General features: G+C 72.1%; 19 protein-coding genes and 2 tRNA genes. 9 read left to right on the top strand and 12 right to left on the bottom strand.

What is annotated here, in order from left to right; all coding sequences use genetic code 11:
- Nucleotides 1-164 precede the first annotated feature (164 nt).
- The 5 genes from aceE (at nucleotide 165) to RWK90_RS12640 (ending at nucleotide 7,349) form a co-directional block, all read left to right on the top strand.
- Entirely contained in the window at nucleotides 165-2,960 is a 2,796-nt protein-coding gene (gene aceE, locus RWK90_RS12660) for a pyruvate dehydrogenase (acetyl-transferring), homodimeric type (protein WP_314037975.1), read from the top strand.
- Complete coding sequence (locus RWK90_RS12655) at nucleotides 2,957-4,210, top strand: helix-turn-helix domain-containing protein (protein WP_314037974.1); 1,254 nt, start codon at nucleotides 2,957-2,959, stop codon at nucleotides 4,208-4,210. Before aceE ends, RWK90_RS12655 begins: the two co-directional genes overlap by 4 nt.
- Before the next feature lie 155 nt (nucleotides 4,211-4,365).
- Entirely contained in the window at nucleotides 4,366-5,292 is a 927-nt protein-coding gene (locus tag RWK90_RS12650; protein WP_314037973.1) for an ACP S-malonyltransferase, read from the top strand.
- A gap of 107 nt (nucleotides 5,293-5,399) precedes the next feature.
- Complete coding sequence (acpM, locus tag RWK90_RS12645) at nucleotides 5,400-5,651, top strand: meromycolate extension acyl carrier protein AcpM (protein ID WP_007629089.1); 252 nt, start codon at nucleotides 5,400-5,402, stop codon at nucleotides 5,649-5,651.
- A gap of 261 nt (nucleotides 5,652-5,912) precedes the next feature.
- Nucleotides 5,913-7,349 carry a carboxyl transferase domain-containing protein gene (locus tag RWK90_RS12640; protein WP_314037972.1) on the top strand — a complete coding sequence of 479 codons (1,437 nt, stop codon included), beginning with the start codon at nucleotides 5,913-5,915 and terminating at the stop codon, nucleotides 7,347-7,349.
- 116 nt (nucleotides 7,350-7,465) lie between these two features.
- Here RWK90_RS12640 and RWK90_RS12635 read toward each other — a convergent pair whose 3' ends face one another.
- The 4 genes from RWK90_RS12635 to RWK90_RS12620 form a co-directional block, all read right to left on the bottom strand.
- Complete coding sequence (locus RWK90_RS12635; protein WP_043567216.1) at nucleotides 7,466-7,975, bottom strand: DUF3145 domain-containing protein; 510 nt, start codon at nucleotides 7,973-7,975, stop codon at nucleotides 7,466-7,468.
- A 254-nt stretch (nucleotides 7,976-8,229) separates the two neighbouring features.
- The gene (locus RWK90_RS12630; RefSeq protein ID WP_314037971.1) at nucleotides 8,230-9,075 is read right to left on the bottom strand and encodes a serine hydrolase domain-containing protein; all 846 of its coding nucleotides are present in this window, start codon (nucleotides 9,073-9,075) and stop codon (nucleotides 8,230-8,232) included.
- Between the two features lie 100 nt (nucleotides 9,076-9,175).
- Nucleotides 9,176-10,753 (bottom strand): hypothetical protein, encoded by a 1,578-nt coding sequence (locus RWK90_RS12625; protein WP_314037970.1) that lies wholly within the window; start codon nucleotides 10,751-10,753, stop codon nucleotides 9,176-9,178.
- A complete protein-coding gene (locus tag RWK90_RS12620) occupies nucleotides 10,750-11,673 on the bottom strand; it encodes an ABC transporter ATP-binding protein (RefSeq protein WP_314037969.1) in 924 nt (307 codons plus the stop codon). Before RWK90_RS12620 ends, RWK90_RS12625 begins: the two co-directional genes overlap by 4 nt.
- Nucleotides 11,674-11,733: 60 nt before the next feature.
- Between RWK90_RS12620 and RWK90_RS12615 the strand changes: the two genes are divergently transcribed.
- Nucleotides 11,734-12,828, top strand: coding sequence for an alpha/beta hydrolase (locus RWK90_RS12615; protein WP_314037968.1), 1,095 nt, complete (start codon nucleotides 11,734-11,736; stop codon nucleotides 12,826-12,828).
- A 45-nt stretch (nucleotides 12,829-12,873) separates the two neighbouring features.
- Here the strand turns inward: RWK90_RS12615 and RWK90_RS12610 are convergent.
- Both RWK90_RS12610 and RWK90_RS12605 read right to left on the bottom strand, forming a co-directional pair.
- Nucleotides 12,874-12,950, bottom strand: a tRNA-Ile gene (locus tag RWK90_RS12610).
- Between the two features lie 50 nt (nucleotides 12,951-13,000).
- Nucleotides 13,001-14,407, bottom strand: coding sequence for a carboxylesterase family protein (locus tag RWK90_RS12605; protein WP_314037967.1), 1,407 nt, complete (start codon nucleotides 14,405-14,407; stop codon nucleotides 13,001-13,003).
- A 57-nt stretch (nucleotides 14,408-14,464) separates the two neighbouring features.
- Here RWK90_RS12605 and RWK90_RS12600 point away from each other — a divergent pair, with 57 nt between their 5' ends.
- Entirely contained in the window at nucleotides 14,465-14,887 is a 423-nt protein-coding gene (locus RWK90_RS12600; RefSeq protein WP_314037966.1) for a nuclear transport factor 2 family protein, read from the top strand.
- A 20-nt stretch (nucleotides 14,888-14,907) separates the two neighbouring features.
- Here RWK90_RS12600 and RWK90_RS12595 read toward each other — a convergent pair whose 3' ends face one another.
- The 3 genes from RWK90_RS12595 to dnaG form a co-directional block, all read right to left on the bottom strand.
- Entirely contained in the window at nucleotides 14,908-15,894 is a 987-nt protein-coding gene (locus tag RWK90_RS12595) for a diaminopimelate dehydrogenase (RefSeq protein ID WP_314037965.1), read from the bottom strand.
- A 130-nt stretch (nucleotides 15,895-16,024) separates the two neighbouring features.
- Nucleotides 16,025-16,097 (bottom strand) — tRNA-Asn (locus RWK90_RS12590).
- Nucleotides 16,098-16,178: 81 nt separating this feature from the next.
- Complete coding sequence (dnaG, locus tag RWK90_RS12585; RefSeq protein ID WP_314037964.1) at nucleotides 16,179-18,206, bottom strand: DNA primase; 2,028 nt, start codon at nucleotides 18,204-18,206, stop codon at nucleotides 16,179-16,181.
- Between the two features lie 68 nt (nucleotides 18,207-18,274).
- Between dnaG and RWK90_RS12580 the strand changes: the two genes are divergently transcribed.
- The gene (locus tag RWK90_RS12580) at nucleotides 18,275-20,362 is read left to right on the top strand and encodes a TPM domain-containing protein (RefSeq protein ID WP_314037963.1); all 2,088 of its coding nucleotides are present in this window, start codon (nucleotides 18,275-18,277) and stop codon (nucleotides 20,360-20,362) included.
- Nucleotides 20,363-20,398: 36 nt separating this feature from the next.
- Nucleotides 20,399-21,739 (top strand): serine hydrolase, encoded by a 1,341-nt coding sequence (locus RWK90_RS12575; RefSeq protein ID WP_314037962.1) that lies wholly within the window; start codon nucleotides 20,399-20,401, stop codon nucleotides 21,737-21,739.
- Nucleotides 21,740-21,744: 5 nt separating this feature from the next.
- Here RWK90_RS12575 and RWK90_RS12570 read toward each other — a convergent pair whose 3' ends face one another.
- The 3 genes from RWK90_RS12570 to RWK90_RS12560 are packed head-to-tail and all read right to left on the bottom strand — an operon-like array spanning nucleotide 21,745 to nucleotide 25,123.
- Complete coding sequence (locus RWK90_RS12570; protein ID WP_314037961.1) at nucleotides 21,745-23,007, bottom strand: deoxyguanosinetriphosphate triphosphohydrolase; 1,263 nt, start codon at nucleotides 23,005-23,007, stop codon at nucleotides 21,745-21,747.
- Nucleotides 23,008-23,055: 48 nt separating this feature from the next.
- Nucleotides 23,056-23,673 carry a YdcF family protein gene (locus tag RWK90_RS12565; protein ID WP_314038000.1) on the bottom strand — a complete coding sequence of 206 codons (618 nt, stop codon included), beginning with the start codon at nucleotides 23,671-23,673 and terminating at the stop codon, nucleotides 23,056-23,058.
- Nucleotides 23,674-23,728: 55 nt separating this feature from the next.
- Nucleotides 23,729-25,123 (bottom strand): glycine--tRNA ligase, encoded by a 1,395-nt coding sequence (locus tag RWK90_RS12560; RefSeq protein ID WP_314037960.1) that lies wholly within the window; start codon nucleotides 25,121-25,123, stop codon nucleotides 23,729-23,731.
- Between the last annotated feature and the right edge of the window lie 117 nt (nucleotides 25,124-25,240).

Below are 25,240 nucleotides of genomic sequence, written 5' to 3'. Positions count from 1 at the left end.
CGCTTTGGGGCACAATCGGAGTCGACGGGCCGACGGTGGCCCGGTCCGAGCCCCACGCGACCCGCCACACACCCGCGGACCGCGTCCCGGGCCCGACGCTGTACCACGAGCGGTGGCCCCACCGGGCCGGCGCGGTACGAATCACAGAAGTGAGGACGACAAGCATGACCGAGAACGCAGGCCCCAGGAACGGTTCCGCACCCACCAACGTGCCGGTCCTCCGCGAGGGCGTCGCGTCCTACCTGGCCGACTCCGATCCCGAGGAGACCCAGGAGTGGATGGATTCGCTCGACGGCCTGCTCGCCGAGGCCGGTCCCGAGCGGGCCCGTTATCTCATGCTCCGGCTGCTCGAACGCGCCTCGAAACAACGCGTCCCGCTCCCGGCACTGACGTCCTCCGACTACGTCAACACCATCCCCACCAGCCTCGAGCCGGAGTTCCCGGGCGACGAGGCCGTGGAGCGGACCTACCGCCGGTGGATCCGGTGGAACGCCGCGATCATGGTGCACCGCGCGCAGCGTCCCGGCATCGGCGTCGGCGGCCACATCTCCACCTACGCGGGCGCGGCGCCGCTGTACGAGGTGGGCTACAACCACTTCTTCCGCGGCAAGGACCACCCCGGCGGCGGCGACCACGTCTTCTTCCAGGGCCACGCCTCGCCCGGCATGTACGCCCGCGCCTACCTCGAGGGCCGGCTCCGCGAGCACGACCTCGACGGTTTCCGGCAGGAGAAGAGCCATCCGGGCCGCTCCCTGCCGTCCTACCCGCACCCGCGCTCGATGCCGGAGTTCTGGGAGTTCCCGACCGTCTCGATGGGCCTCGGGCCCATGAACGCCATCTACCAGGCGCGCTTCAACCGCTACCTGCACAACCGCGGCATCAAGGACACGTCCCAGCAGCACGTCTGGGCGTTCCTGGGCGACGGCGAGATGGACGAGGTCGAGTCGCGCGGGGCGCTGCAGGTCGCGGCGAACGACGGGCTCGACAACCTCACGTTCGTCATCAACTGCAACCTGCAGCGGCTCGACGGGCCGGTGCGCGGCAACGGCCAGATCATCCAGGAGCTGGAGTCGTACTTCAACGGCGCGGGCTGGAACGTCATCAAGGTCGTCTGGGGACGCGAGTGGGACGCGCTGTTCGAGAAGGACACCGAGGGCGCCCTCGTCTCCCTGATGAACTCCGTGTCCGACGGTGACTACCAGACGTTCAAGGCCAACGACGGCGGCTACGTGCGCGAGCACTTCTTCGGCCGCGACCCGCGGACCGCGAAGCTCGTCGAGGACATGACGGACGAGGAGATCTGGGACCTGCGTCGCGGCGGGCACGACTACCGGAAGATCCACGCCGCGTACAAGGCCGCGCTCGAGCACACCGGGCAGCCGACCGTGATCCTCGCCCACACCATCAAGGGCTTCGGGCTGGGGCAGAACTTCGAGGGGCGCAACGCGACGCACCAGATGAAGAAGCTGACGCTGGACGACCTCAAGCAGTTCCGCGACAAGCAGCAGATCCCCATCACCGATGAGGAGCTCGAGGCCGATCCCACCCAGCCGCCGTACTACAACCCGGGCCCGAACTCCCCGGAGATCCGGTACATGCTGGACCGCCGGGCCGCCCTCGGCGGTCACGTGCCCGAGCGGCGGCAGACCTTCACCCCGCTCAACGTGCCGGACATCGACTCGCTGAAGTCGCTGCGCAAGGGCTCGGGCAAGCAGGCCGTGGCCACCACGATGGCGCTTGTCCGAACCGCCAAGGAGCTCATGCGCGACGAGTCGCTGCGTGACCGTTTCGTGCCGATCATCCCGGACGAGGCCCGCACCTTCGGTATGGACTCGTGGTTCCCGACGCTGAAGATCTACAACCCGCACGGCCAGAACTACACCTCGGTCGACCACGAGCTCATGCTGAGCTACAAGGAGGCCAAGAACGGCCAGATCATGCACGAGGGCATCAGCGAGGCGGGATCGGTCGCCGAGTTCACGGCCGCCGGCACCGCGTACGCCACCCACGGCGAGCCGATGATCCCGCTGTACATCTTCTACTCGATGTTCGGCTTCCAGCGCACCGGCGACGCCATCTGGGCGGCCGCCGACCAGCTGGCGCGGGGCTTCCTGCTCGGCGCGACCGCCGGCCGCACGACCCTCACCGGTGAGGGTCTGCAGCACATGGACGGGCACTCCCCGCTGCTGGCCGCGACCAACCCGGGCATCATCTCCTACGACCCCGCCTGGGCCTACGAGCTCGCGCACATCATGCGGGCGGGAATCGAGCGGATGTACGGTCCGGGCGCGGCCCACGAGACCGAGACCGACGGCATCGACCGCAACGTCTCGTACTACATCACCCTGTACAACGAGCCCGTCCCCCAGCCGGCCGAGCCCGAGGACCTCGACGTCGACGCCCTGCTGCGGGGCCTGTACCGCTTCCGGGCGGCCGAGTCCGGCACCCACAAGGCGTCCATCCTGGCCTCGGGTGTGGCCATGTACGCGGCCGTCGAGGCGCAGAAGATGCTCGCCGAGGAGTGGGACGTCGCCGCCGACCTGTGGTCCGCGACCTCGTGGAACGAGTTGGCGCGCGACGGTTTCGAGTGCGAGCGACACGCCCTGCGCCACCCGGACCAGCAGCCCCGCACGCCGTTCGTCGCGGCGGCCCTGGACGGGGTCGAGGGCCCGAAGGTGGCCGTGAGCGATTTCCAGAAGGCCGTGCCCGACCAGATCCGCGCCTGGGTCCCCGGGGACTTCACGGTCCTCGGGTGCGACGGGTTCGGCTTCTCCGACACCCGGCCGGCCGCGCGCCGCTACTTCAACACCGACGCCGAGTCGATCGTCGTGGCGGTCCTGGCGGGTCTCGTCCGCGAGGGTGCGATCGAAAAGGTGACCCTCCTCGAGGCCGCGCGGCAGTACAGGATCGACGACGTCATGGCCGCCCCCGAGCCGACGACGGATCCCGGAGTGGCGTGACCGAGACGACCGACCCCGGCACCGGGGAGAGGGATCCGGAGCGCGTCCGGCGGCGTTCGTCCACGCCGCCGGACGCGAGGCCCGTCTCGGACGCCCTGCTCAAGCGCATCACGCGGTACTCGGGGACGCTGTCCACCGAGGCGGTGCGTGCCCTCGAGCAGGAGTTGCCGTTCTTCGCCGAGTTGTCCGCGGACCAGCGGGCCGAGATCCAGCTCATCATCCAGAGCGCGGTCCGCGACTTCGTCACCTGGGTGCGTAACCCCGAGGCCCCGCACACGGACACGATCGCCGGGTTCAAGCTCCTCCCCAAGGGCGTCGGCCAGGGGCTCACCCTGCAGCAGACCGTGCAGCTGGTGCGCTCGACGCTCGAGTACTTCGAGCTGGTGATGCCCCGGATCACCCACAACGAACGGCAGCGCGGCCTCATGATCGCGGCGGTGCTCAAGTTCGGTCGGGAGCTCGGGTTCACCGCCGCCTCGGTGTACGCCGCGGCGGCGGAGAACCGGGGCGCGTGGGACACCCGTATGGAGGCGATGATCGTCGACGCGGTGGTCCGCGGGGACCGGCACGCGGACCTCACCTCGGGCGCCTCCGCACTCAACTGGGACCCGACCACGGCGGCCACGGTCATCATCGGGACCCCGCGGGAGGACCTGGGTCTCGCCTCGGTGCCCGCGGTCCACAGGGCGGCCGTCGCGTCCGACCGGCACGCGCTGGCCGTGGTGCAGGGCGCCCGCCTCGTCGTCATCCTCTCGGGGGAACTGGAGTCCTCCTCGTCGATCCCGCCCGCCGTCCTCGACGCGTTCTCGACGGACGCCCCGGTCGTCCACGGTCACACGGTGCGGTCGCTGGTCGAGGCCCCGGACAGCGCTGCGGAGGCGCTGTCGGGGGCGGCGGCGGTGAGCGGGTGGCCCGGCGCCCCGCGGCCGGTCGCGGCGATCGATCTCCTGCCCGAGCGGGTCCTGGGTGGGGACCGCGGCGCGGCGGCGATGTTGGTCGAGCGGATCGTCACCCCCCTGCGCGGCGCGGACGCCTCCGTCGAGGACACGCTGCGGGCCTACCTCGACTCCGGCGGGCACGTCGAGAAGTGCGCGCGCGAGTTGTACGTCCATCCCAATACCGTCAGGTACCGGTTGAAGAGAGTGAGCCAAATCACCAAATTCGATCCGCTCAACGCGCGCGACGCGTTCGTGCTGCGAATAGCCCTGGTCCTCGGGAAGTTTGCGGAGCGAACTACTCAGGAGGGCTAAATATTCACTTGCGTCACAACCTGTAACGAAACCGAGCGCTCCGGAGATGGACGGCCAGCCAGCTCGCCATTTGTGGGAACCGTACAAAATCCGCCGCCCGTTTCTGGCTTCGGGAACATCATCTGAACCCCGCCCGGCCGTGTTGTCTGATACCCGTGCTTTGCCTAACCGCCCCTGGACAAGGGTCACAGAAAGCCGGGATGCTCGCGCCCTGGCTCGAGCTGCCCGGTGCCGCGGACCGTCTCGCCGACTGGTCCGCGTCGAGCGGGCTCGACCTCGAGCGCCTCGGCACCACGGCGACGCTGCAGGAGATCACCGACACCGCGGTGACCCAGCCGCTCGTCGTGGCCTCCGCCCTGCTCGGTGCCGCTGAGCTCCGCCGGCGTGGACAGGTCCCCTCCGACACGCTCGTCGCCGGCCACTCCATCGGTGAGATCGCCGCGCTCGCGATCGCCGGTGTGGTCTCCGAGGCGGACGCGCTGCGCCTCGCCTCGGTGCGCGGCGCCGCGATGTCCCGGGCGTGCGCGGAGCGGCCGACGGGCATGATCGCCGTCCTCGGCGGGGTCGAGGCCGACGTGCTGCTGGCCCTCGAGAACGCCGGCCTCGCCCCGGCGAACCGCAACGGCTCGGGACAGATCGTCGCGGCGGGCCCGCTCGAGGCCTGCGACGCACTGGAGAAGAACCCGCCCACCCGGGCGCGCCTCCGGCGTCTCGAGGTCGCCGGGGCGTTCCACACGCACCACATGGCCTCCGCGGTCGACGAGTTCCGCGCGCTGGCCGACACCGTCCGGGTCAACGATCCCGAGCTGGCGCTGCTGTCGAACGCCGACGGCATGGTGGTCGCCTCCGGCCGTGACGCCCTGGACCGGGTGGTCTCGCAGATCACCCATCCGGTGCGCTGGGACCTGTGCACGCAGACCATGCTCAAGCTCGGCGTGGACGCGTTCGTCGAACTCCCGCCGTCCGGCGCGCTCGTCGGGCTGGCCAAGCGCTCGATGCGCGAGGTCGCTCGCCACGGCGTGACCGTCCCGGAGGACATCGAGACCGCTCTCGCGACCGTCCCCGCCCTCAGCGGGGCCTGACACTCCCCCGTCCGACCACCCCCGGTCATCGGCCGTCGCCGATGATCGGGGCGAGAACCTCCGTCGCGCCCGCCGGGCACGACATCACCCATCAGAAAGGACACCACATGGCACGCACCGAGGCCGAGATCATCGCAGGACTCGCGGAAATCGTCGAGGAGGTCACCGGGATCGAGCCGTCCGAGGTGACCCCCGAGAAGTCCTTCGTCGACGACCTCGACATCGACTCGCTCTCCATGGTGGAGATCGCCGTGCAGACCGAGGACCGCTACGGGGTGGAGATCCCCGACGAGGACCTCGCCAAGTTGCGTACCGTGCAGGATGCGGTCGACTATATTCAGAAGATCGACCAGAGCTGACATACCGCCCCGCACGCCGGGGCGGGGACGCGTCGAAGGGCCGAAGGTGCGGTCGGTGCACCACGTCGAGCCCGCGTCCCTGCCCCGCGTGCAGGGCACCTCTCATAGATCGCCCCGCTCCGAGCGGGGCGCCGGGCACGAGATCCGGGCGCGGGACGGGGGTCCCGCTCCGGTCGTCGTCCGCCCACAAGCCAGTCCGGGGGTCCGTCACAGGTACACGCTCCCTCCCGGGGACGTGCACCAAGGAAAGGACTGCACTCAATGACCATCACCAGCGCTGTTGACCAGAACACCGAGATCGATCCGCGCGACCCCGTCGTCCGGCTCGAGAACCTCTTCGATCCCGCCTCACTGGAGTTCATCACCGAACCCGACGCCTCGGGTGCGCTGGCCGCGCGCGGCCTGATCGACGGTGTGCCCACCATCGCGTACGCCACGGACGCCACCGTCATGGGCGGCGCCATGGGCCTGGACGGGTGCCGTCACATCGTCCGCGCGATCGATGTCGCCATCGACGAGCAGCTGCCCGTCGTGGGCGTCTGGCACTCGGGCGGCGCCCGCCTCGCCGAGGGGGTCGAGGCACTGCACGCCGTGGGCACCGTCTTCGAGGCCATGGTCCGCGCGTCGGGTCTGGTCCCCCAGATCTCCGTCGTGCTCGGGCCCGCGGCCGGCGGCGCCGCCTACGGCCCCGCCCTGACCGACGTCGTCATCATGGCGCCGGCCGGCAAGATCTTCGTCACCGGGCCGGACGTCGTCCGCTCCGTGACCGGCGAGCAGGTCGACATGGAGGGCCTGGGCGGCCAGGACGTCCACCACCGCAAGTCGGGCGTCTGCCACATCGCCGCCGAGGACGAGCGCGACGCGCTCAACCGGGCCCGCCGCCTGGTGAACCTGCTGTCCGCGCAGGGCGAGTTCGACCAGCGTCTCCTCGAGGGCGACCACACGGACCTCGCCGGGCTGCTGCCGGAGTCACCGAAGCGCGCCTACGACGTGCGTCCGCTCGTCCACGGCCTCCTCGACTCCTCCGAGCTCGACGGCAACACGACGTTCGAGGAACTGCAGTCCAAGTGGGCTCCGAGCATTGTCGTGGGCTTCGGACGGATCGCCGGGCGGACCGTCGGCGTCATCGCCAACAACCCGCTGCGACTGGGCGGCTGCCTCAACTCCGAGTCCGCCGAGAAGGCGTCCCGCTTCGTCCGCCTCTGCAACGCCTTCGGCGTCCCGCTGATGGTCATCGTGGACGTGCCCGGGTACCTGCCCGGCGTCTCGCAGGAGTGGGACGGTGTGGTGCGCCGCGGCGCCAAGCTGCTGCACGCGTTCGCGGAGGCCTCGGTCGCCCGCGTCACGCTCGTCACGCGGAAGATCTACGGCGGCGCCTACATCGCCATGAACTCCCGCGCTCTCGGCGCCTCCGCCGTGTTCGCCTGGCCGGACGCCGAGGTCGCCGTGATGGGCGCGAAGGCGGCCGTCGGCATTCTCCACAAGCGCACCCTCGCGGCCGCGCCGGAGGACGAGCGCGAGGCTCTGCACGAGCGGCTGGCCGAGGAGCACGCGGCGATCGCCGGCGGCGTCGGCCGCGCGGTGTCGATCGGGGTCGTCGACGAGGTCATCGAGCCCACCGACACCCGCCGTCGCCTCGCCGAGGCGCTCGGCGCCGCCGCCCACACCCGCGGCCAGCACAAGAACATCCCGCTGTGATGTGAGCCCCGCCGGACGCGTCCGGCGGGGTCCACCCCGGCGCACGAGAAGGCGCCCGCCCCGGACACGTTGCCGGGGCGGGCGCCTTCTGCTGTGAGCGCGGGAGCCGAGGCGGGTCAGCCGACCCGCGAGAGCCAGGTGACCTCGGAGGCGGCGGGGTGGCCGCGCAGGGGCTCGAGCGCGCGGTCCCACGGGGTGCCGAGCTCCGCCTCCACGGCGGCGTGGAAGGCGGCCGGGCCCGCTTTCATGAGGTGACGCAGCCGGTTCTCGCTGATGACGACGTCACCGCTCGCGCCGGTCTGCCCGCGCCACATGCCGAGCTCCGGTGTGTGCGAGAAGCGTTCGCCGTCGACGAGGTCGCTGGGGTCCTCCGTCACCTCGAAGGACAGCATCGACCACTTGGCCAACGACTCGGCCAGCCGTGCGCCGGTGCCGACCGGGCCGATCCAGTCGACGATCGCCTTGCGAGCGCCCGGCTGGGCCGGCTGGTCTTCCCAGCGCATGGCCGAGTTGGCGTCGAGCGTGCTCGCGAGAGCCCACTCGACGTGAGGACACAACGCGGTCGGCGCGGCGTGGATGAACACCACGCCGGTCGTCGTATCCGCGAAATGGTTATGGTCAGACATCACTTCACTCCCGACTCACTGAGGGACGTCTTCCCCAACGACCTCACGAATCGCGTGAATGATGTGGCTTGTGTTGTTGTCGCTTACTACTGTGCCCGAAGTGACCGGATCACACCAGTGACACTTCTGGACTCTCAGCAAAGTTACAGCACCGTGATTCCGGCACCGTCCGCCGGCTCGGCGTGTCGCCCATCCGCCACGCCCCCACCGGGCGCGGTCGGAAACCGCGCCGCGGCCGGTCCCCCGCGCCGCGGTCAACCCCCGAGCGCGTCGACGACCGTGTCGGACAGCTCGGGCCACAGCGGCTTGGCCCAGTCGCCGAAGTCGCGGTCGGTGAGCACCACCAGCGCGGCGGACAGGGCCGGGTCGACCCACAGGAGCGTGCCGGACTGACCGAAGTGGCCGAAGGTGCCGGCCGAGTTGCGGGCACCGGTCCAGTGCGGATCCTTCCGGCCCCGCAGCTCGAACCCCAGCCCCCACGGGCACGGCTTCTGCATCCCGTATCCGGGCACGATCCCGTCGAGTCCTCCGAACTGCTCGGTGACGGCCTCGGCCAGGGTCTCGGGCGCGAACAGCCGCGGCGCGACGAGTTCGCGGGCGAACGGCACGAGGTCGGCCAGGTTCGCCGAGGCGCCGTGGCCGGCGGAGCCCTCGAGCACCGTGGACCCCATCCCGAGGGGCCGACACACGGCCTCGTGGAGGTACTCGGGGAAGGCGATCCCGGTGGCGTCGGCGATGTGGTCGGCCAGGACCTCGAACCCGGCGGAGGAGTAGATGCGCCGCCGACCCGGCTCGGTGCGGGTCGTGTCGCGGTCGGCGAAGTCGAGGCCGGAGGCGTGGGCGAGCAGGTGGCGCACGGTGGAGCCCTCGGGCCCGGCGGGGTCGTCGAGGCCGATCGCCTCCTCCTCGAGGGCGAGCAGGGCGGCGGTGGCGACGAGCGGCTTGGTCACGGAGGCCAGGCGGTAGACGCGGGTGTCGTCACCGTGGGTGGCGAGCGCGCCGTCGGGGCCGACGACCGCGGCCGCGGCGTTGTCCACGGGCCACTCCGCGATCACCGCGAGTGCAGCCGTGAGCGCGTCTCGATCGACCTGGTCCGGCATCGGTTCCTCCCTGGTTCGCGTCCTGCCCCGGCGGCGCCGGTGTCGGTGCCCGTCAGTCTGTCAGGTCGGCGCGACCACCGCGGTGAGGCTGGCGGGCGGGTCAGGGCCGCGGCACGTCGCGGCGCCGGAACCCGACGAGCCCCGCCGCGGTCAGGACGACGGTCGCCGCGAGCAGGACGGCGACGCCGGTGGGATCGACCGCGCCGGCCGGGGCGGCACCGACCGCACCGAAGGGTGACAGGCGGGTCTGTGCCTCGGTGAGTCGCAGCGTGGGACCCATGAGGGTGACGACGACGGCGAGCGCGAACGGCGCCCAGGCCAGGACCTGCAGCCGCGGGGCCGTGCCGAACAGGCAGACCGAGACCGCGGCACAGACGAGGGCGGCCGCGATCTGCCCGCCGCCCGCGCCGAGGACCCGGCCGGTCAGCCCCGGGTCGTCGAGCACCGCGGCGGCGGTGAGGGCGAACGCCGCGGAGCCGGCGAGCACGACGACCGCGGTCCCGGCCGCCACGACCACCACGTGCCCCGGTAACCACGCCCACCGGGAGCGCCCGGCGGCGAGCGTGAGCTCCAGCCGGCCCGAGGTCTCCTCGCCGCGCAGCCCGCCGAGGCTCTGGAGCGCGAACCCGGCGCCGAGGAACCCGGCGAAGGCCACGAGCATCTGCACGATCGTGTCGACGACGGCGTCGGGGTCGCCCAGGACGACGGCCAGGTCCGGGTTGGCGACCACGGCCTCCACCGCGACCTCCATGAGCCCGCCGTAGACGGCCATGAGCGCGATCGCGCCGACGGTCCAGCCGAGCACCGCACCGAGGTGCTGGTGGACGGCCGCGCCGACGGGCGAAGCGCGCCACCGCGAGGCCGCGGCGGGGCCGGTGCGGGCGGGCACCATCCCCGACCCCAGGTCGCGGCGGGCGGCGAGCCCCAGCGCCAGGGCGCCGAGCGCGGCGGCGACCACGAGCGCGACCACGAGTGGCGTCACCGACGCCTCGCCGAACGGCCGGGTCAGCCCGTGCCAGCCGAGCGGGGAGGTCCAGCTGAGCCAGCTCCGGTCGGCGTCCCCGACACCGCGCGTGACGAGCGTGAGCCCGGCGACGGCGAGTGCGGCGGCCCAGACGGTGCGGTGGTGCGCGAGGACCTGGGCCAGGACGGCGGTGGCGGCGCCGTAGACCCAGCCGGTGGCGACGATAGAGGCCGCGTACAGCGCCGCGCCGCCGCGGTCGACGTCGAGCGCGAGCGTCACCGCCCACAGGCCGGCGCCCAGGACGAGGAAGGCCCCGGTGACGACGACGAGGGCGGCCGCGGTCGGGGCGAGCCGCCCGACCCCGCCCGCGACGAGGAGTTCGGATCGGCCGGACTCCTCCTCCCGCCGGGTGGAGCGCGCGGTGAGGGCGATCGCCATGAGCGGGACACCGAAGCCGACGAGGAACGAGTACTCGTTCATCACCACGCCGCCGAGTGTGTCGAGGCCGTCGACCCGGCCAGTCAGCATGACCATGGACTCGCCGACGGAGGCACCGTAGGCGGCCACCTTCTGAGGGGTGTCGTAGAGCGAGGCGATGGACAGCGCGGTCGCGAGGAACAACGAGACGGCACCGGCGATCCACACGACGATCGCCGGCCAGCCGGTCCGCACCGCGATCCGGACCGGCAGCCCGGTCCCGGCGAGAGTGTTCATCGCCGGTCCCCGGCCCCGGAGTAGGCGCTGAGGAACAGTTCGTCCAGGCTCGGCGGGGTCGCGGTGAGGGTGTGGATCCCGGCGGCGTGGAGCAGGCCGGTGACCTCGGCGAGCCGCGGCGCGGGGACGTGGCAGCGGACGTCGAACCGGCCGGCGCCGGCGTCGTCGATCCGCAGGTCGTCGATGCCGCCCACCCGCTCCAGTGCCCGCGGGTCGGTGTCGGTGACGGCGTGGACCGCCGTCGTGGTGTGGCGCCGCAGGTCGGCCAGTGTCCCCGAGCTGACGGTCCGTCCGTCGCGGATGATGCTCACGCGGTCGGCGAGCGCCTCGACCTCCCCCATGATGTGGCTCGACAGCAGCACGGTGGCGCCGCCGGCGACGGCCTCGCGCACGCAGTCCTGGAATACCCGTTCCATGAGCGGGTCCAGACCCGAGGTGGGCTCGTCCAGGACGAGCAGCTCGGCGCCGGAGGCCAGCGCGGCGACGAGGGCGACCTTCTGGCGGTTGCCCTTGGAGTAGTCGCGGGTCCGTCTGGTGGGGTCCAGGCGGAACCGCTCGACGAGCTCGGCGCGCCGGGCCGGGTCCAGCCCGCCCAGCGACCGGCCCACCAGGTCGATGCACTGTCCGCCCGTGAGCCGCGGCCACAGCGTGACCTCGCCGGGGACGTACGCGATCCGCGAGTGCAGGCGGACGGCGTCGCGCCACGGGTCGGCACCCCACACCGTCGCGGTGCCGGAATCGGCGCGCATGAGCCCCAGCAGGATGCGGATCGTGGTGGACTTGCCCGCCCCGTTGGGGCCGAGGAAACCGTGGACCTCGCCTCGCCGGACGAGGAGGTCCAGCCCGTCCAGGGCGCGGGCGCGGCCGAACGTCTTGACCAGCCCCTCGACCCGGATGACGGCGTCGCCTTCTGAACGCATGACCAGCTCCTTCGCCCGATTTCCTCCGATCATTCCCGGTTCCGCGCCACAATGTGGGGCATGCGCTCTCCCATGTCCGGCCACCGTTCCTTCACGCCCTCGCTCCGGGACCGCCTGACCAAGGGCCTCATGACCGCCGCCGGATACCTGCCCGGCCCGCTGCTGCGCCCGGTCGCGGGTGCGCCGCGCCGCGTCGACGGCCAGGTTCTCGACCCGCACTTCCAGGCCGGCCTCCGGGTGATCTCGATGATGTCCGAGGGCGAATACGAGGACCTCGCCGTCGAACGGGCCCGTTCGGTCGTGGAGCGGTCGGCCTACACCGTCTCGGGGAGGAGGATCGACCTCGCCGTCGTCACCGACATCGTCCTCCCGCTCGGTGGGACCGGACCCGACCGCGCCGACCTGCCCGCCCGCCTCTACTCCCCCGTCGACGGAGACGAGGCGCTGCCGGTCCTCGTGTACTTCCACGGCGGCGGGTGGGTGCTCGGCAGCATCGACTCGCACGACGCGACGTGCCGCTACATCGCCGACACCGGTCGCCTCAAGGTCATCAGCGTGGACTACCGGATGGCGCCCGAGTGCCTCTTCCCCACCGCCGTCGAGGACGCCCTGGCCGCGTTCCGGTACGTCCGCGACCACGCCGCCGACCTCGGCGTGGACCCGCAGCGCATCGCCGTGGGCGGCGACAGCGCCGGCGGCAACCTCGCCGCGGTGGTGTGTCAACAGACCCGCGACGCGGGCGAGACGATGCCCGACTTCCAGCTGCTGTTCGTGCCGGCGACCAACATGTCCGCCCGGACCCGCTCCTACGAGATGTTCGGCTCGGGGTACTTCCTCACCCGCGGCAACATGGACTGGTACGAGCGCACCTACATCCGCTCCGACGACGACCGCCTCGACCCCCGCGCCTCTCCCCTGCTCGCCACCGACTTCTCGGGTCTGCCACCCGCGCACGTGGCCACCGGAGGGTTCGATCCGCTGCGCGACGAGGGCGAGGAGTACGCCCGCAGGATGGCCGACGCCGGGGTGCGGGTCTCGCTGCGACGCCACCCCACGCTGGTCCACCCGTTCGTCAACGCCGTGGGCGCGAGCCCGGTGGCCAGGGCGGCACTGACCGAGGCCGTGGGGGCGATGCGGATGGCACTGACCTACTGACCGGCGGGCGGGTCGCGGCCGCGGCGACGTGCCGGCGGGTGATCGTGGTGGGGCCAGCGGGGCTCGAACCCGCGACCAGCGGATTATGAGTCCGCGGCTCTAACCAACTGAGCTATAGCCCCTCGCGTGACGGCCGTCTCGTCCGCACGCGCGGCGCAATCGTAGCAAGCGCTCAGGTGGCGCCGTCCGGCCACCAGACCTCGCGGACGTCGGCCAGTCCGTCCTCGACGACCTCGGGCGGTGCGTCCCACACCTGCACGTATCGCCCGGGAGCCTCGTAGGCCGGCGAGCCGGGGTCGCCGGAGCGGACGAAACCCACCCACGACGAGTGCATCGCCGCGACCAGGTCCGGCGGCGCGGGGGCGCCCAGATACTGCCGGGCGTTGGCGGCGTGCGGGGTGGCCCAGAAGAACGGCAGGTCCGCGCAGTGCACCGCGCCGCGACCCTCCGACCAGCGGAAGTCGTAGACCCAGGTCGGTGCACCGGCGGCGATGCGGGTCTCGGCCGCCCGCACGACGGTCGAGTGGATCGTCGCCGCGTCGACGACCGCCCCCACCGCCCGCCGCAACGACCGCCCCGCGGACTGCCGGGCGATCGCCCGCAGGCCGGCGGTCGGCAGCTCCTGCGACCGCAGGATCATCGCCGCCCCCGGCACCAACGCCGGACCCGGCAGGGCGCGGACGACGCCCTCGAACTCGGTGGCCGTGGAGCCGACGAGCAATGGCACGGAGAGCCCGGGCCCCTCCCCGATCCCCTCCAGGGGCGGCACGGGGACGGTGTCGTCCCCGACGGTCGGTCGGAACGGCATGAGGAACGGGTTGTCCCGGCGCAGGCGGCGGTGGAACTCGTCGACCGCGCCCCGGCCGCCCGCCGCCAGCCCGGCGGCCGTCGCACCCTTGGGTGCACGGGCGGCCGGCGACCGCAGCACGGCGGGCGACGAGGCGATCCCCCGGTGGAACAACCCCACCGCCGAGGGCGAGGCCAGCAGGCACAGGACCGCGCCGCCGCCCGCCGACTGACCCGACACCGTGACCTGCGCGGGGTCCCCGCCGAAGGCGGCGATCTCGTCACGGACCCACTCCAGCGCCATGATCCAGTCCCGTACCCCGCGGTTGTCGGGCGCGTCCTGGAACGAGGTGAAACCCTCCACACCCAGCCGGTATCCCACCGACACCACGACGATCCCCGCCCGCGCGAACGCGGTCCCGTCGAACCAGGGCTGGTGCGACGACCCGGACTCCCACCCACCGCCGTGGATCCACACCAGCACCGGGTGCCCGGCGCCCTCCGGTGGTGCCCACACGTCCACATGGAGGATGTCCGTGCCCGCGACGATCGGCTCGGGGATCGCCGGATCGGGATCGAACCTCAGCCGCTGCGCGGTCGCCGCCGGGCGGGTGGCGTCGCGAACCCCGGACCACGGCGACCGCCGGACCGGGGCGGCGAACCGCAGCTCCCCCACGGGATCCTCGGCGTACGGGATCCCGTAGAAGCGGACCACCTCGCCCAGATCGGAACCCCGCACCCGCCCGGTGGACAGCGTGACCTCGACGGCGCTCTGGGCTGCGGGACGACTCATGGCGTCAGAGTAGCGAGACCACCCGGATCCGCCGGCGATCGCTGATACGAATAACTGATGACCACCGACAGGGAGCAGATCATCGAGCGGCTCGCGGACGTCGCGAGCGCCCTGGACACCCGCGACTGGGACAGGCTGGGGGCGCTGTTCACCCAGTCCGCGACGGGCTACGGCGCGACCGGTAGGGAGGCGATCGTCGAGCGGGTGCGGGACCACCTCGGGGGCTGCGGGCCGTCCCAACACCTGCTGGGCAACCACCGCGTCGAGCTCGACCCCGGACCGCGCCCGGACCATGCCCGGAGCCGCACCTACGCGCGGGTCCTCCACCTGGGCGCCGGGGACCTCGCGGATCTGTCGTACGAGTGCTTCGGCGAGTACACCGACGAGTGGACGCGGACGGACGACGGCTGGGCTATCACCGCCCGGTGGTTCGAGGTGAGCTTCGACATCGGCGACGCCCGCGTCCTCCGGCGCGACTGATCCCGTCGACGCCCCGGGCGCTACAGGTACCCGGCCCGCAACTGCTCGGGGGTCTTCGGCGAGAGCAGGCCGGGGGCCACGTCGAAGACCGTGTGGGCGCCGACCTGCCCGGCGGCGTGGAGCCGGTACACCGCCCGGGCGTACGCCACCAGGACCCCGGCCGTGAACTCCGGGTTGCTCCCGAGGGTGAGCCGGTACTCGATGCCCTGCGTGTTGCCCTCACCGGAGACCCCCGACCGGATGACGAACCCGCCGTGCGGCATCGCCCGGTGGTCGCGCGCGAGCTCCTCGGCGGTGATGAAGGTGACGGAGGTGTCGTAGTCCGCGAAGTAGTCCGGCATCGTCACGATCGCCTCGCGGACCGTGTCGGGGTCGGCCCCCTCCTCGAGGACGACGAAGCACTCACGCACATGCTTCTCCCGCGTGGTCAACGCGGGCCGACCACCGGCGCGGACCGCCGCGATCGCGGTCTCGCTCGGCACCGTGTACTGCACGGCGCCCGCCACCCCGGGCACCCGACGCACGGCGTCGGAATGCCCCTGGCTCAGGCCGCGGCCCCAGAAGGTGTACGTGTCCCCCTCCGGCAGCAGGGCCTCCCCCATCACCCGGTTGATCGAGTACATGCCGGGATCCCAGCCGGCGGAGATCAACGCGGTGGTGCCCGCCGCGCGCGCGGGCGCGTCCACGGCCGCGAAGTGCTCGGGGATGCGGGCGTGCGTGTCGAAGCTGTCGACGATGTTGAACCGGGCCGCGAGCTGCGGCGACTGCACCGGCAGATCGGTCCTGGAACCGCCGCACAGGATGAGCACATCGACCTCGGCCGCACCCGACTCCAGGTCGTCGTAGGCGAACACCGGAGTCCGCGGGTCGAGGGTCCGGACGTCCTCCGGTGCGCGGCGGGTGTACACCCCCACCAGCGCCATGTCGGGGTTCTGCGTGAGCGCGGACTCCACGCCGCGCCCGAGGTTGCCGTAGCCTGCGATTCCGATCCGGATCGTGGGGGCCATGCGCTGTTCACTCCTGAGGTGGTTCGGACCGGTGCTCACCGAGGCCACCCGGTGCGGAGAGACACTCACCACGGACACCGGGCTACAGAAACAGGCCGGGAACACGAAGTTCCCGGCCTGTTCGGTGATGCTCCCCCAATTGGACTCGAACCAATAACCCTTCGATTAACAGTCGAATGCTCTGCCAATTGAGCTATGGGGGATTGCTAGCGGCCACCCGGCTGGTGTGCCGGTTACCGAGAAACTACCTTAGTGCGCACCGAGCCCGGCACCAAATCGGCAGCTCAGGCGATGTCCGGAGTCGCACCGACCGCCTGCTCCAACAGGCCGCGTCGGTACTCCTCCAACGCCACCAGATCGCCGAACAACGCCGAGTAGCCCTCCGGATCCTCCGATGGGCTCATCCGCTGCACCTTCGACTTGAGGTCCGCGATCTGCCCCGACACCCACACCTCCTGCAGGCGCGCCAGCACCCCCGAGATATAGCGCGGCAGCGCCTCCTCCGACACCCGCAGGGTCTCCACCGCGAGCACGCCGACCAGGCGGCGCAGCCCCTCGTCCTCGAGCCCCTGCGACACCTCCGAGACCCAGTTCGCCCCGCTCTTACCGGCCGCGCATCCCCCCGCCCGTGCCAGCGACTCCGCGATCGCCGCGTACGCCGGGTGGGTGTAACACTCGTCCGGCAGCGAGTCGAACAGCGGGCCCGCCAGGCCGGGATACTGCAGGGCCGCCTTCACGGCCTCGCGTTGCGGCCACAGCACCGGATCCCCGGCGGCGGGGATCGGCACGCCCCTCGGCACCTCCGGAGACCGCTGGGCTTCGCCACGACCGACCTCGTCGTCGTCGTACCCCCCGGGGCCACGACCCGCGCCACCGCGCTCGGCGGACTCCCACCCCGGACGGCCTCCCCCACCCGGGCCGCCCGGCCCGCGCCGACGCGGACCCGGACCGGCCCCCGTCGACCGCGCCCGGCCCTTCTTCCGGGACTCCTCGCGGACCCGCCGCACCACCGTCGCCGGATCGTCCCAGCCCACCCACCCGGCGAGCTGGCGGGCGTACTCGTCCCGCAACGACGAGTCGCGGATGTCCGCCACCACCGGCACCGTCCGCCGCAGCGCCTCCACACGCCCCTCGGCGTGGTCGAGGTCGTACTCCTCCAACATCGAGCGGATCGCGAACTCGAACATCGGCACCCGCGCCGACACCAGATCCCGTACCGCGGCGTCACCCTTGGTCTGGCGCAGGTCGCACGGATCCAACCCCGGGGGCGCCACCGCGACGAACGTCCGGCCCGAGAACTGCTGGTCTCCGGAGAACGCCCGCAGCGCGGCCTTCTTACCGGCCTCGTCGCCGTCGAAGGTGTAGATGATCTCGCCGCGGAAATAGTTGTCGTCCAGCATCAGGCGCCGCAGCGTCGACAGGTGGTCCTCGCCGAACGCCGTACCGCACGCCGCCACCGCGGTGGTCACGCCCGCCGCGTGCATCGCCATGACATCCGTATAGCCCTCGACCACCACCGCGCGGCGCTGTGAGGCGATCTCCCGCTTGGACAGGTCCAGCCCGAACAACACCTGCGACTTCTTGTACAACATCGTCTCGGGCGTGTTCATGTACTTGCCCAGGGTGTCGTCCTCGAACAGCTTGCGCGCACCGAAACCGATCACCTCACCGGCGAGGTTCCGGATGGGCCAGAGCAACCGGCGGTGGAACCGGTCGATGAGCGTGCCGCGGGAACTCGTCTTGGACAGCCCCGCCGCCTCCAACTCCCGGGGCTCGAAACCCTGGCGCATGAGGTGCTTGCTCATCGTGTCCCAGCCCGCCGGCGCGTACCCGCAGCCGAAGTGCTGGGCCTGGGCCATGTCGAACCCGCGGTCGGAGAGGAACGTCCGCGCCGTCTCCGCCTCCGGATCCTGCGCCAGCCGCTCCGCGTAGAACTTCTGCGCCGCCGCGTTGGCCGCCGCCAACCGGGAACGGGTGCCGCGGTCGCGCTGGACGACCTGGCCGCCGCCCTCGTAGTTGATGCGGTAACCGATCCGGTCCGCCAGCTGCTCGACCGCCTCGACGAACCCGATGTGTTCCATCTTCATGAGGAACGCGAAGACGTCGCCACCCTCACCCGTCGAGAAACAGTGGAAGTAGCCGTGCTGCGGACGCACGTGGAACGAGGGGGTCTTCTCGTCCTTGAACGGGGACAGCCCCTTGAGCGAGTCCGCGCCCCCTGGTTTGAGCGCAACGTACTCGCCGACGATCTCCTCGATACGGGTGCGTTCGCGGATCGCGGCGATGTCCTGCTCCGGAATCCGCCCTGCCATACCGCTCAGAGTAGCCGTCCGCGCGCAGGACCGGCGTCGCCCCTGTGCGGGGCCGATACGCTGGGCCCATGATCGCCGTCTCACCCCGTCCGGCCACCCCCGCACCGCTCCGGCCACGGGCCGCGTCCGCTGCGGGCGCCGCCGTCGCCGCGGTCCTCGCCCTCCTCCTCTCCGTGGCCACCTGGGGTGCACCCGACGCCTCCGCCGAGCCGCCGACGCGCCTGCAGCAGCAGATCACCGACACCGCCGGCGCACTCGGTGGCGACACCCGGGAGGTGCAGGCGCGGCTGGCCGAGCTGCGGTCCACCGACCGCGTCCAGTTGTGGGTGACGTTCGTCGACAGCTTCGACGGCGTCCCCGCCCGCGACTGGGCCCGGCAGACCGCCCGCCTGTCGGACCTGGGCACCGACGACGTGCTGCTCGCGGTGGCCGTTCAGGACCGCGGATACTGGTTCGAGTCCGCCGACCCACGCGCCGATCAACGGATCGCCGCGAACGACATCGAACCCCGCCTCGCCGAGGGCGACTGGGCCGGCGCCGTGGTCGGCGCCGCCGACGGGCTCGAACGCCAGGGGTCCGGCTCCCGGATCTCCCCGCTGGCGATCCTCGCGGGGATCGCGGTGATCGTCGCGCTGGTCGTGGTCCTGGTCCTGATCACCCGGCGCCGGCGCGCGACCCGCACCGCCCGCCAGGCCGAGGACGCCCGCGACATCCCCGGCGACGACACCGCGCGCATGTCCGCCCTGCCGATCGACGTCCTCGACGCGCGCGCCCGCGCCGGACTCGTGGACGCCGACCAGGCCGTCGACGCCTCCGCCACCGCCCTCGAGACCGCCACCGGCGAGTTCGGCGAGCTCCGGACCCGCCCGTTCCGGGCCGCGCTCGACTCGGCACGCGCCGAGGTCGTCGCCGCACACGCGCTCGTCCAGCGCCTCGACGACGACATCCCCGAGACCCCCGACCAACGCCGGGCCATGCTTCTCGAGGTGGCTGCCCGCGCCGAACGGGCCGAGCGGGGCCTGGAGGACCAGGCGAACGCGTTCGGCGAGATGCGCGACCTGCTCATCAACGGCGCCGCCTCCGTCGACGCCCTCACCCGCCGCGCCGTGACCCTCCGCGCCCGGCTCCCCGAGGCCGAGAAGACGATGTCCGACCTGCGCGAGCGGTTCCCCTCCGCGGTCCTGGCGTCCATCTCCGACAACCTCTCCCTCGCCGAACAGCTCCTCGACGCGGCCGAGGCCGAGACCGGACGCGCACGCGTCGCCCTCGCCCGGCCGGTCGGCGAGCAGGGCGAGGCCGTGGACGCCATCACCACCGCCGAGGGTGAACTGGCGCGCGCCGAGAAGCTGGTCGACGGCGTGGACCACGCCGCCGACGACATCGCCACCGCCCGCCGCGACCTCGACCCACTCATCGCCGAGGTCGAGGAGGAACTCGACCTGGCCGCCCGCCTCCTGGCGTCCACCGACGTCAGCGACGCCACGAGCGGCGCCCTCACCGACGCCGCCTCCACCGGCCGGAACGCCGTCGAGGTGGCCCGCCGGGACGGTCAGACCGACCCCCTGGGCACGTTCTCCCGGCTCATCGACGTGGACCGGGACCTCGACGAGGCCCTCGCCGCGGCCGGACACGAGGCCGAGGCCGCCGGCCGGGCCCGCGCCGCCCGCCAGGCCGCCCTCACCCGCGCGGCCGGCGCCGTGCGCGAGGCCGACGACTTCATCGGCAGCCGCTCCTACGTGATCGGCCAGGCCGCCCGCACCCGGCTCGCCTCGGCCAAGAACTCGCTGGCCACAGCCGAGGCCACCGTCGGGCCGGCCGCGTTCCCCGCCGCCGACCGCGCCCTCAACCTCGCCCGCGAGGCCCTCCGGCTGGCCCAGGACGACGCCACCCGGCCGCAGTACACCGGCCGCTACGGCGGGCCCTACGGCCCACACGGCCGGGGCGGACGCGGCGGCTCCGGCACCGGGGCGATCGTCGGCGGCATGATCGCCGGTGCCCTCATCCAGGGCATGACCCGCGGCGCCGGGTCGAGCTTCGGGTCCGGCTCCGGCTGGAGCCGCGGAGGCGGCGGGTTCGGCGGCGGGTTCGGCGGCGGCGGCGGTGGCTTCGGCGGTGGCGGTGGCTTCGGCGGTGGCGGCGCCGGCGGGCGGTTCTGACCACGCTGTCGGACCCCGCGGCTAGCCTCGTTGTCCATGACACGTCGGCGGAAAGTCCTCATCGCGGCCCTCGCCGTACTGGCCCTTCTCGCGGCCGCCGTCGTGGCCGCGGGCGTGCACTTCCGCCCCCTGCTGCTCACCGGCACCGGCTACGCCGCCCACAACGCCTGCGCCCTGCACTTCCTCGTGGGACGGCAGGACGTCGAGGCCGACCTGCCGCCCAATCCCCTCGTGCCCTACCTGCGCACCGGGATCGACGAGGAGACCGGAACCGCCACCACCTCCGTGCTCGGGGTGGGTTTCCGACAGACCGCCCACGTCTCCGAACACGGATGTGCCCTCGGGGGCCGGGCCGCGGGGGCCGGCGACGCGCCGCCTTCCCCGGCCGCGGCGCGGGACGCCGGACCGGGAGTCCGACTGGTGGAGGCGACCGACGCCCCCGCCGAGGTCGCCGCGGCCCTGGAAGACACCGCCGCACACGAGGGGACGCGGGGCCTCGTCGTCGTCCACCGGGGCGAGATCCTCGCCGAGTGGTACGCCGCCGGCTTCGGCCCCGACACCCGCCAGCTCGGCTGGTCCATGGCCAAGAGCGTCGCCTCGACGCTCGTCGGGCGCGCCCGGCTGGAGTTCCCCGACGCCGACCTCGACCCCGCCGCCACCGGACTACGCCCCGAGTGGACCGACGAGAGGGCGCAGATCTCCCTGGACCACCTCCTGCGGATGACCTCCGGCCTGGAATGGGACGAGGAATACGAGCTCGGCACCCCCGTGACCAGGATGCTCTATCTCGAGCCCGACATGGCCGGTTACGCCGCGTCCCGGCCACCGGCGCACGCCCCGGGCGATTTCCGCCAGTACTCCTCCGGCACCACCAACATCGTGTGCGACCTGCTGCACGAACGCACCGGGATGGGGCCCGAGATGGCCGAGGAGCTCCTGTTCCGACCACTCGGCATGCGCAGCGCCGTACTCGAGGCCGACGCGTCCGGCCGGTCCGTGTGCAGCTCGTACCTGTGGGCCACGCCGCGCGACTGGGCCCGATTCGGCCAGTTCGTTCTGGACGGCGGCCAGGTCGACGGGCAACGGCTGCTCCCGGAGGGCTGGATGGACTACGCGACCACGCCTGTCGCGGCGGGCGGCGAACCCGAACCGTACGGCGCCCAGTGGTGGCTCAACCGGGCCGCGGACGGGGATCCGCTGAGATTCGACCGGATGCCGCCCGATGCCTACTGGGCCTCCGGCCACGACGGGCAGTACATCGTGGTGGTGCCCTCAGCCGACCTCGTGGTGGTACGCACCGGCTTCACCCCCGGCTCGAGCCTCGACGAGGTGGGGGTGGACCGGCTGGTGGACGAGGTCGCCCGCGCGGTCGGCTGAGCGGCTCAGCCCCAGGCGGCCTGGATCCCCGCGCTCGCGCGATCGACCCGCTCGAGCCGACTCTCCGTGTACAGCGCGATCTGGTCGACGATCACCCGCATCTTCGCCGCGTCGTCGGGCGCCGAGTCCCAGAGCGGCCGCAGTACCGGATCCAGGCCCGCCGGCGCGGACTGCGCCAGGAACTCCGCCACCCGGTGGATCCGGTCGCGCTGCCGGTCCTGACGCAGGCGGTGCCCCGGGTCGCTCATCACGTACCGCACGGCCATCGTCTTGAGCATGACGACCTCGGCCTCCACCTCCACCGGCACCTCGAGGTCCGCACTGTAGCGGCCGTGCGGCCGCGCGCCGTGCACCTCGCGGGTCGCGTGGATCGCGGGCATCACGAAGCGGCCCACCAGCTCACTGGTCAGCGCCTTGAGCGCGACGAACCCGGCGAAACTCTCCTCGAACGGCTGCGCCGCCCGGACCACCTCGAGTGACCCCAGCCGGCCCGCCGCCTGCTCCAGCTCATCGGCGTCCGGCCCGCGGAACTCCGCCGCGCCGAGCTCGGCGAGCGCCGCGACCTCAGAGCGGTCGGACAGCGATCGCAGGTCGAGCCGACCCGCGACGATCGCGTCCTCGACGTCGTGCACCGAATAGGCCACGTCGTCGGAGAAGTCCATGATCTGGGCCTCCAGGCAGCGGGTGTCCCCGGGCGCGCCCTGCCGGATCCACGCCAGCGTGTCCGCGTCGTCGGCATAGGCGCCGAACTTGCGGGTCCCCTCCCGCGGCAGCCACGGATACTTGGTGGCGGCGTCCAGCGCGGCGCGGGTGAGGTTCAGCCCCACCCCGCGGCCGTCGGCATCCACGACCTTGGGCTCCAGCCGGGACAGGATCCGGACCGTCTGCGCGTTGCCCTCGTAACCGCCGAACGAACGGGCGACCTCGTCCAGCGCCCGCTCCCCGTTGTGCCCGTAGGGCGGGTGGCCGATGTCGTGGCTCAGACCCGCGAGGTCCGCCAGATCGGGGTCACAGCCCAGACCCGCCGCGATGCTGCGCGAGATCTGCGCGACCTCCAGCGAATGGGTCAGACGGGTGCGGGGCGTGTCCCCGTCCCCGGGCCCCACCACCTGCGTCTTGTCGGCGAGCCGACGAAGCGCCGCCGAGTGCAGGACGCGCGCACGGTCACGGTCGAACGGGCTGCGCTCACTGGCCTTGCCCCGCCCGCGGCCGACCCCCTCGTCCACGCGCCGCTCGGCGTCCGCGGCGTCGTACGCGTATCCCGTCATCCCCGTCTCCTCCGGGCGTCGCCGCCCCGTCGTCCCGCGGTCACCGGCTCATCCCGGGAAGTCCACTTCGCTGCCGACGATCCGGTGGTACTGGTACCAGAGCACCGCGCCGGTCTCGCGGATGATGCTCATGATCTGGTTCTCCCGCGTCCACACCGCCGGTCCGTGCCGCGTGGGCGAGGTCCAGGCGTCCAGGCCGGCGTCCCGGGCCATCATCCGCGAACGGTACGAGTGGGTGGGGTCGCTGACCAGGACGACCGACTGCCCGCCCTGGTCGCGCACGGTCTGGGCGACGGCGTCGAGGCTGCCCTCGGTGTTGGTGCCGGTCTCCACCGCCAGGATGACCTCCGGCGGCACCCCGAGCCTGGTCAGGTAGGCACGTCCCGAGCCGGCCTCCGTGTACAGGTCACCAGGTTGGCTCCCCCCGACCGTGATGATCTGCGGCGCGACGCCCTCGTCGAACAGCAGCGCCGCGTGCTCGAGGCGCGCCTGGAACACCGGGGTCGGCACCCCGTTGTACTGCGCGGCCCCGAGCACGACGATCGCGTCGGCCGGGGTGCGGTCGTCGACACGCGCGACGTGCCACACGCGGAACGCGATGACGCCCGGGATGACCAGGCACGACAGCAGCGCGATGACCAGGACCCAGGTGACGGCCCTGGACACCGCGCGGAGCGGGGACCGGGATCTACTCACCCGTCCAGTGTGCCAGTGGCGCCCGTCAGCACCCGATCAGGCGCTGGGCGAGGTAGCCCTCCACCTGATCGATCGCCACGCGCTCCTGCGCCATCGTGTCCCGCTCCCGGATGGTGACGGCCTGGTCCTCGAGCGTGTCGAAGTCGACGGTGATGCAGAACGGGGTGCCGATCTCGTCGTGGCGGCGGTAGCGGCGGCCGATCGCCTGCGCGTCGTCGAAGTCCACGTTCCAGTTCTTACGCAGCTGCGCGGCGAGGTCGCGCGCCTTGGGCGACAGGTCGGCGTTACGCGACAGCGGCAGCACCGCGGCCTTGATCGGGGCCAGCCGGCGGTCGAGCTTGAGCACCGTGCGGGTGTCCACGCCGCCCTTGGCGTTGGGCGCCTCGTCCTCGGTGTAGGCGTCGATGAGGAACGCCATCAGCGAGCGGGTCAGGCCGAAGCTGGGCTCGATGACGTACGGCACGTACTTCTCGCCGGAGGCCTGGTCGAAGTACTGCAGGTCCTCGCCCGAGTGGGTCTGGTGCTGCGTCAGGTCGTAGTCCGTGCGGTTGGCGATGCCCATGAGCTCGCCCCACTCGTTGCCGGAGAAGCCGAACTTGTACTCGAAGTCGATGGTGCCCGCCGAGTAGTGGGCGCGCTCCTCGTCGGGAACGTCGAAGCGGCGCATGTTCTCCGGGTCGATGCCCAGGTCCACGAACCAGTCCCAGCAGTCCTCGACCCAGCGCTTGAACCACTCGTCGGCCTCGTCGGGCTTGACGAAGAACTCGATCTCCATCTGCTCGAACTCGCGCGTACGGAAGATGAAGTTGCCGGGCGTGATCTCGTTGCGGAACGCCTTGCCGATCTGGCCGATGCCGAACGGCGGCTTACGCCGCGCCGTGGTCATGACGTTCTTGTAGTTGATGAAGATGCCCTGGGCCGTCTCCGGACGCAGGTAGTGCAGCCCGGTCTCGTTGTCCACGGGGCCGAGGAACGTCTTCATGAGGCCGGAGAACAGCTGCGGGTCGGTCCACTGCCCCTTGGTGCCACAGTTGGGGCAGGCGATCTCGGTCATCGGGGCGTCGGCCACCGAGTCGAGCTTCTTCTTGGCGGCGTACGCCTCCTGCAGGTGGTCCTGACGCAGCCGGGTGTGGCAGTTGCGGCACTCCACCAGCGGGTCCGTGAAGGTCTCGACGTGTCCCGAGGCCTGCCACACCTGACGGGGCAGGATGATCGACGAGTCCAGGCCGACGACGTCCTCACGGCCCGTGACGAACGTGCGCCACCACTGCTTCTTGATGTTGTCCTTGAGCTCCACACCCAGTGGGCCGTAGTCCCACGCCGAGCGCGTCCCGCCGTAGATCTCGCCACACTGGTACACCAGTCCCCGGCGCTTGCAGAGGTTGACGACGGTGTCGATGACGGAAGCTGAGGCTGCCACGTCGGGGGTTCTCCCTTTGGTGAGTCGGTTGGCTGAGGTGTCGGGGTGGACCACCTCGGCGCGGGCCGGCGCCCGGGCACTTCTCACCAGGGTATCCGGTCGACCTCCCCGGTCTGG

This window comes from Dietzia sp. CH92 (assembly GCF_032248695.1).
Classification (GTDB): domain Bacteria; phylum Actinomycetota; class Actinomycetes; order Mycobacteriales; family Mycobacteriaceae; genus Dietzia.
Note: the sequence above shows the minus strand (reverse complement) of the source record. Positions and strands in the feature narration are given on the sequence as shown.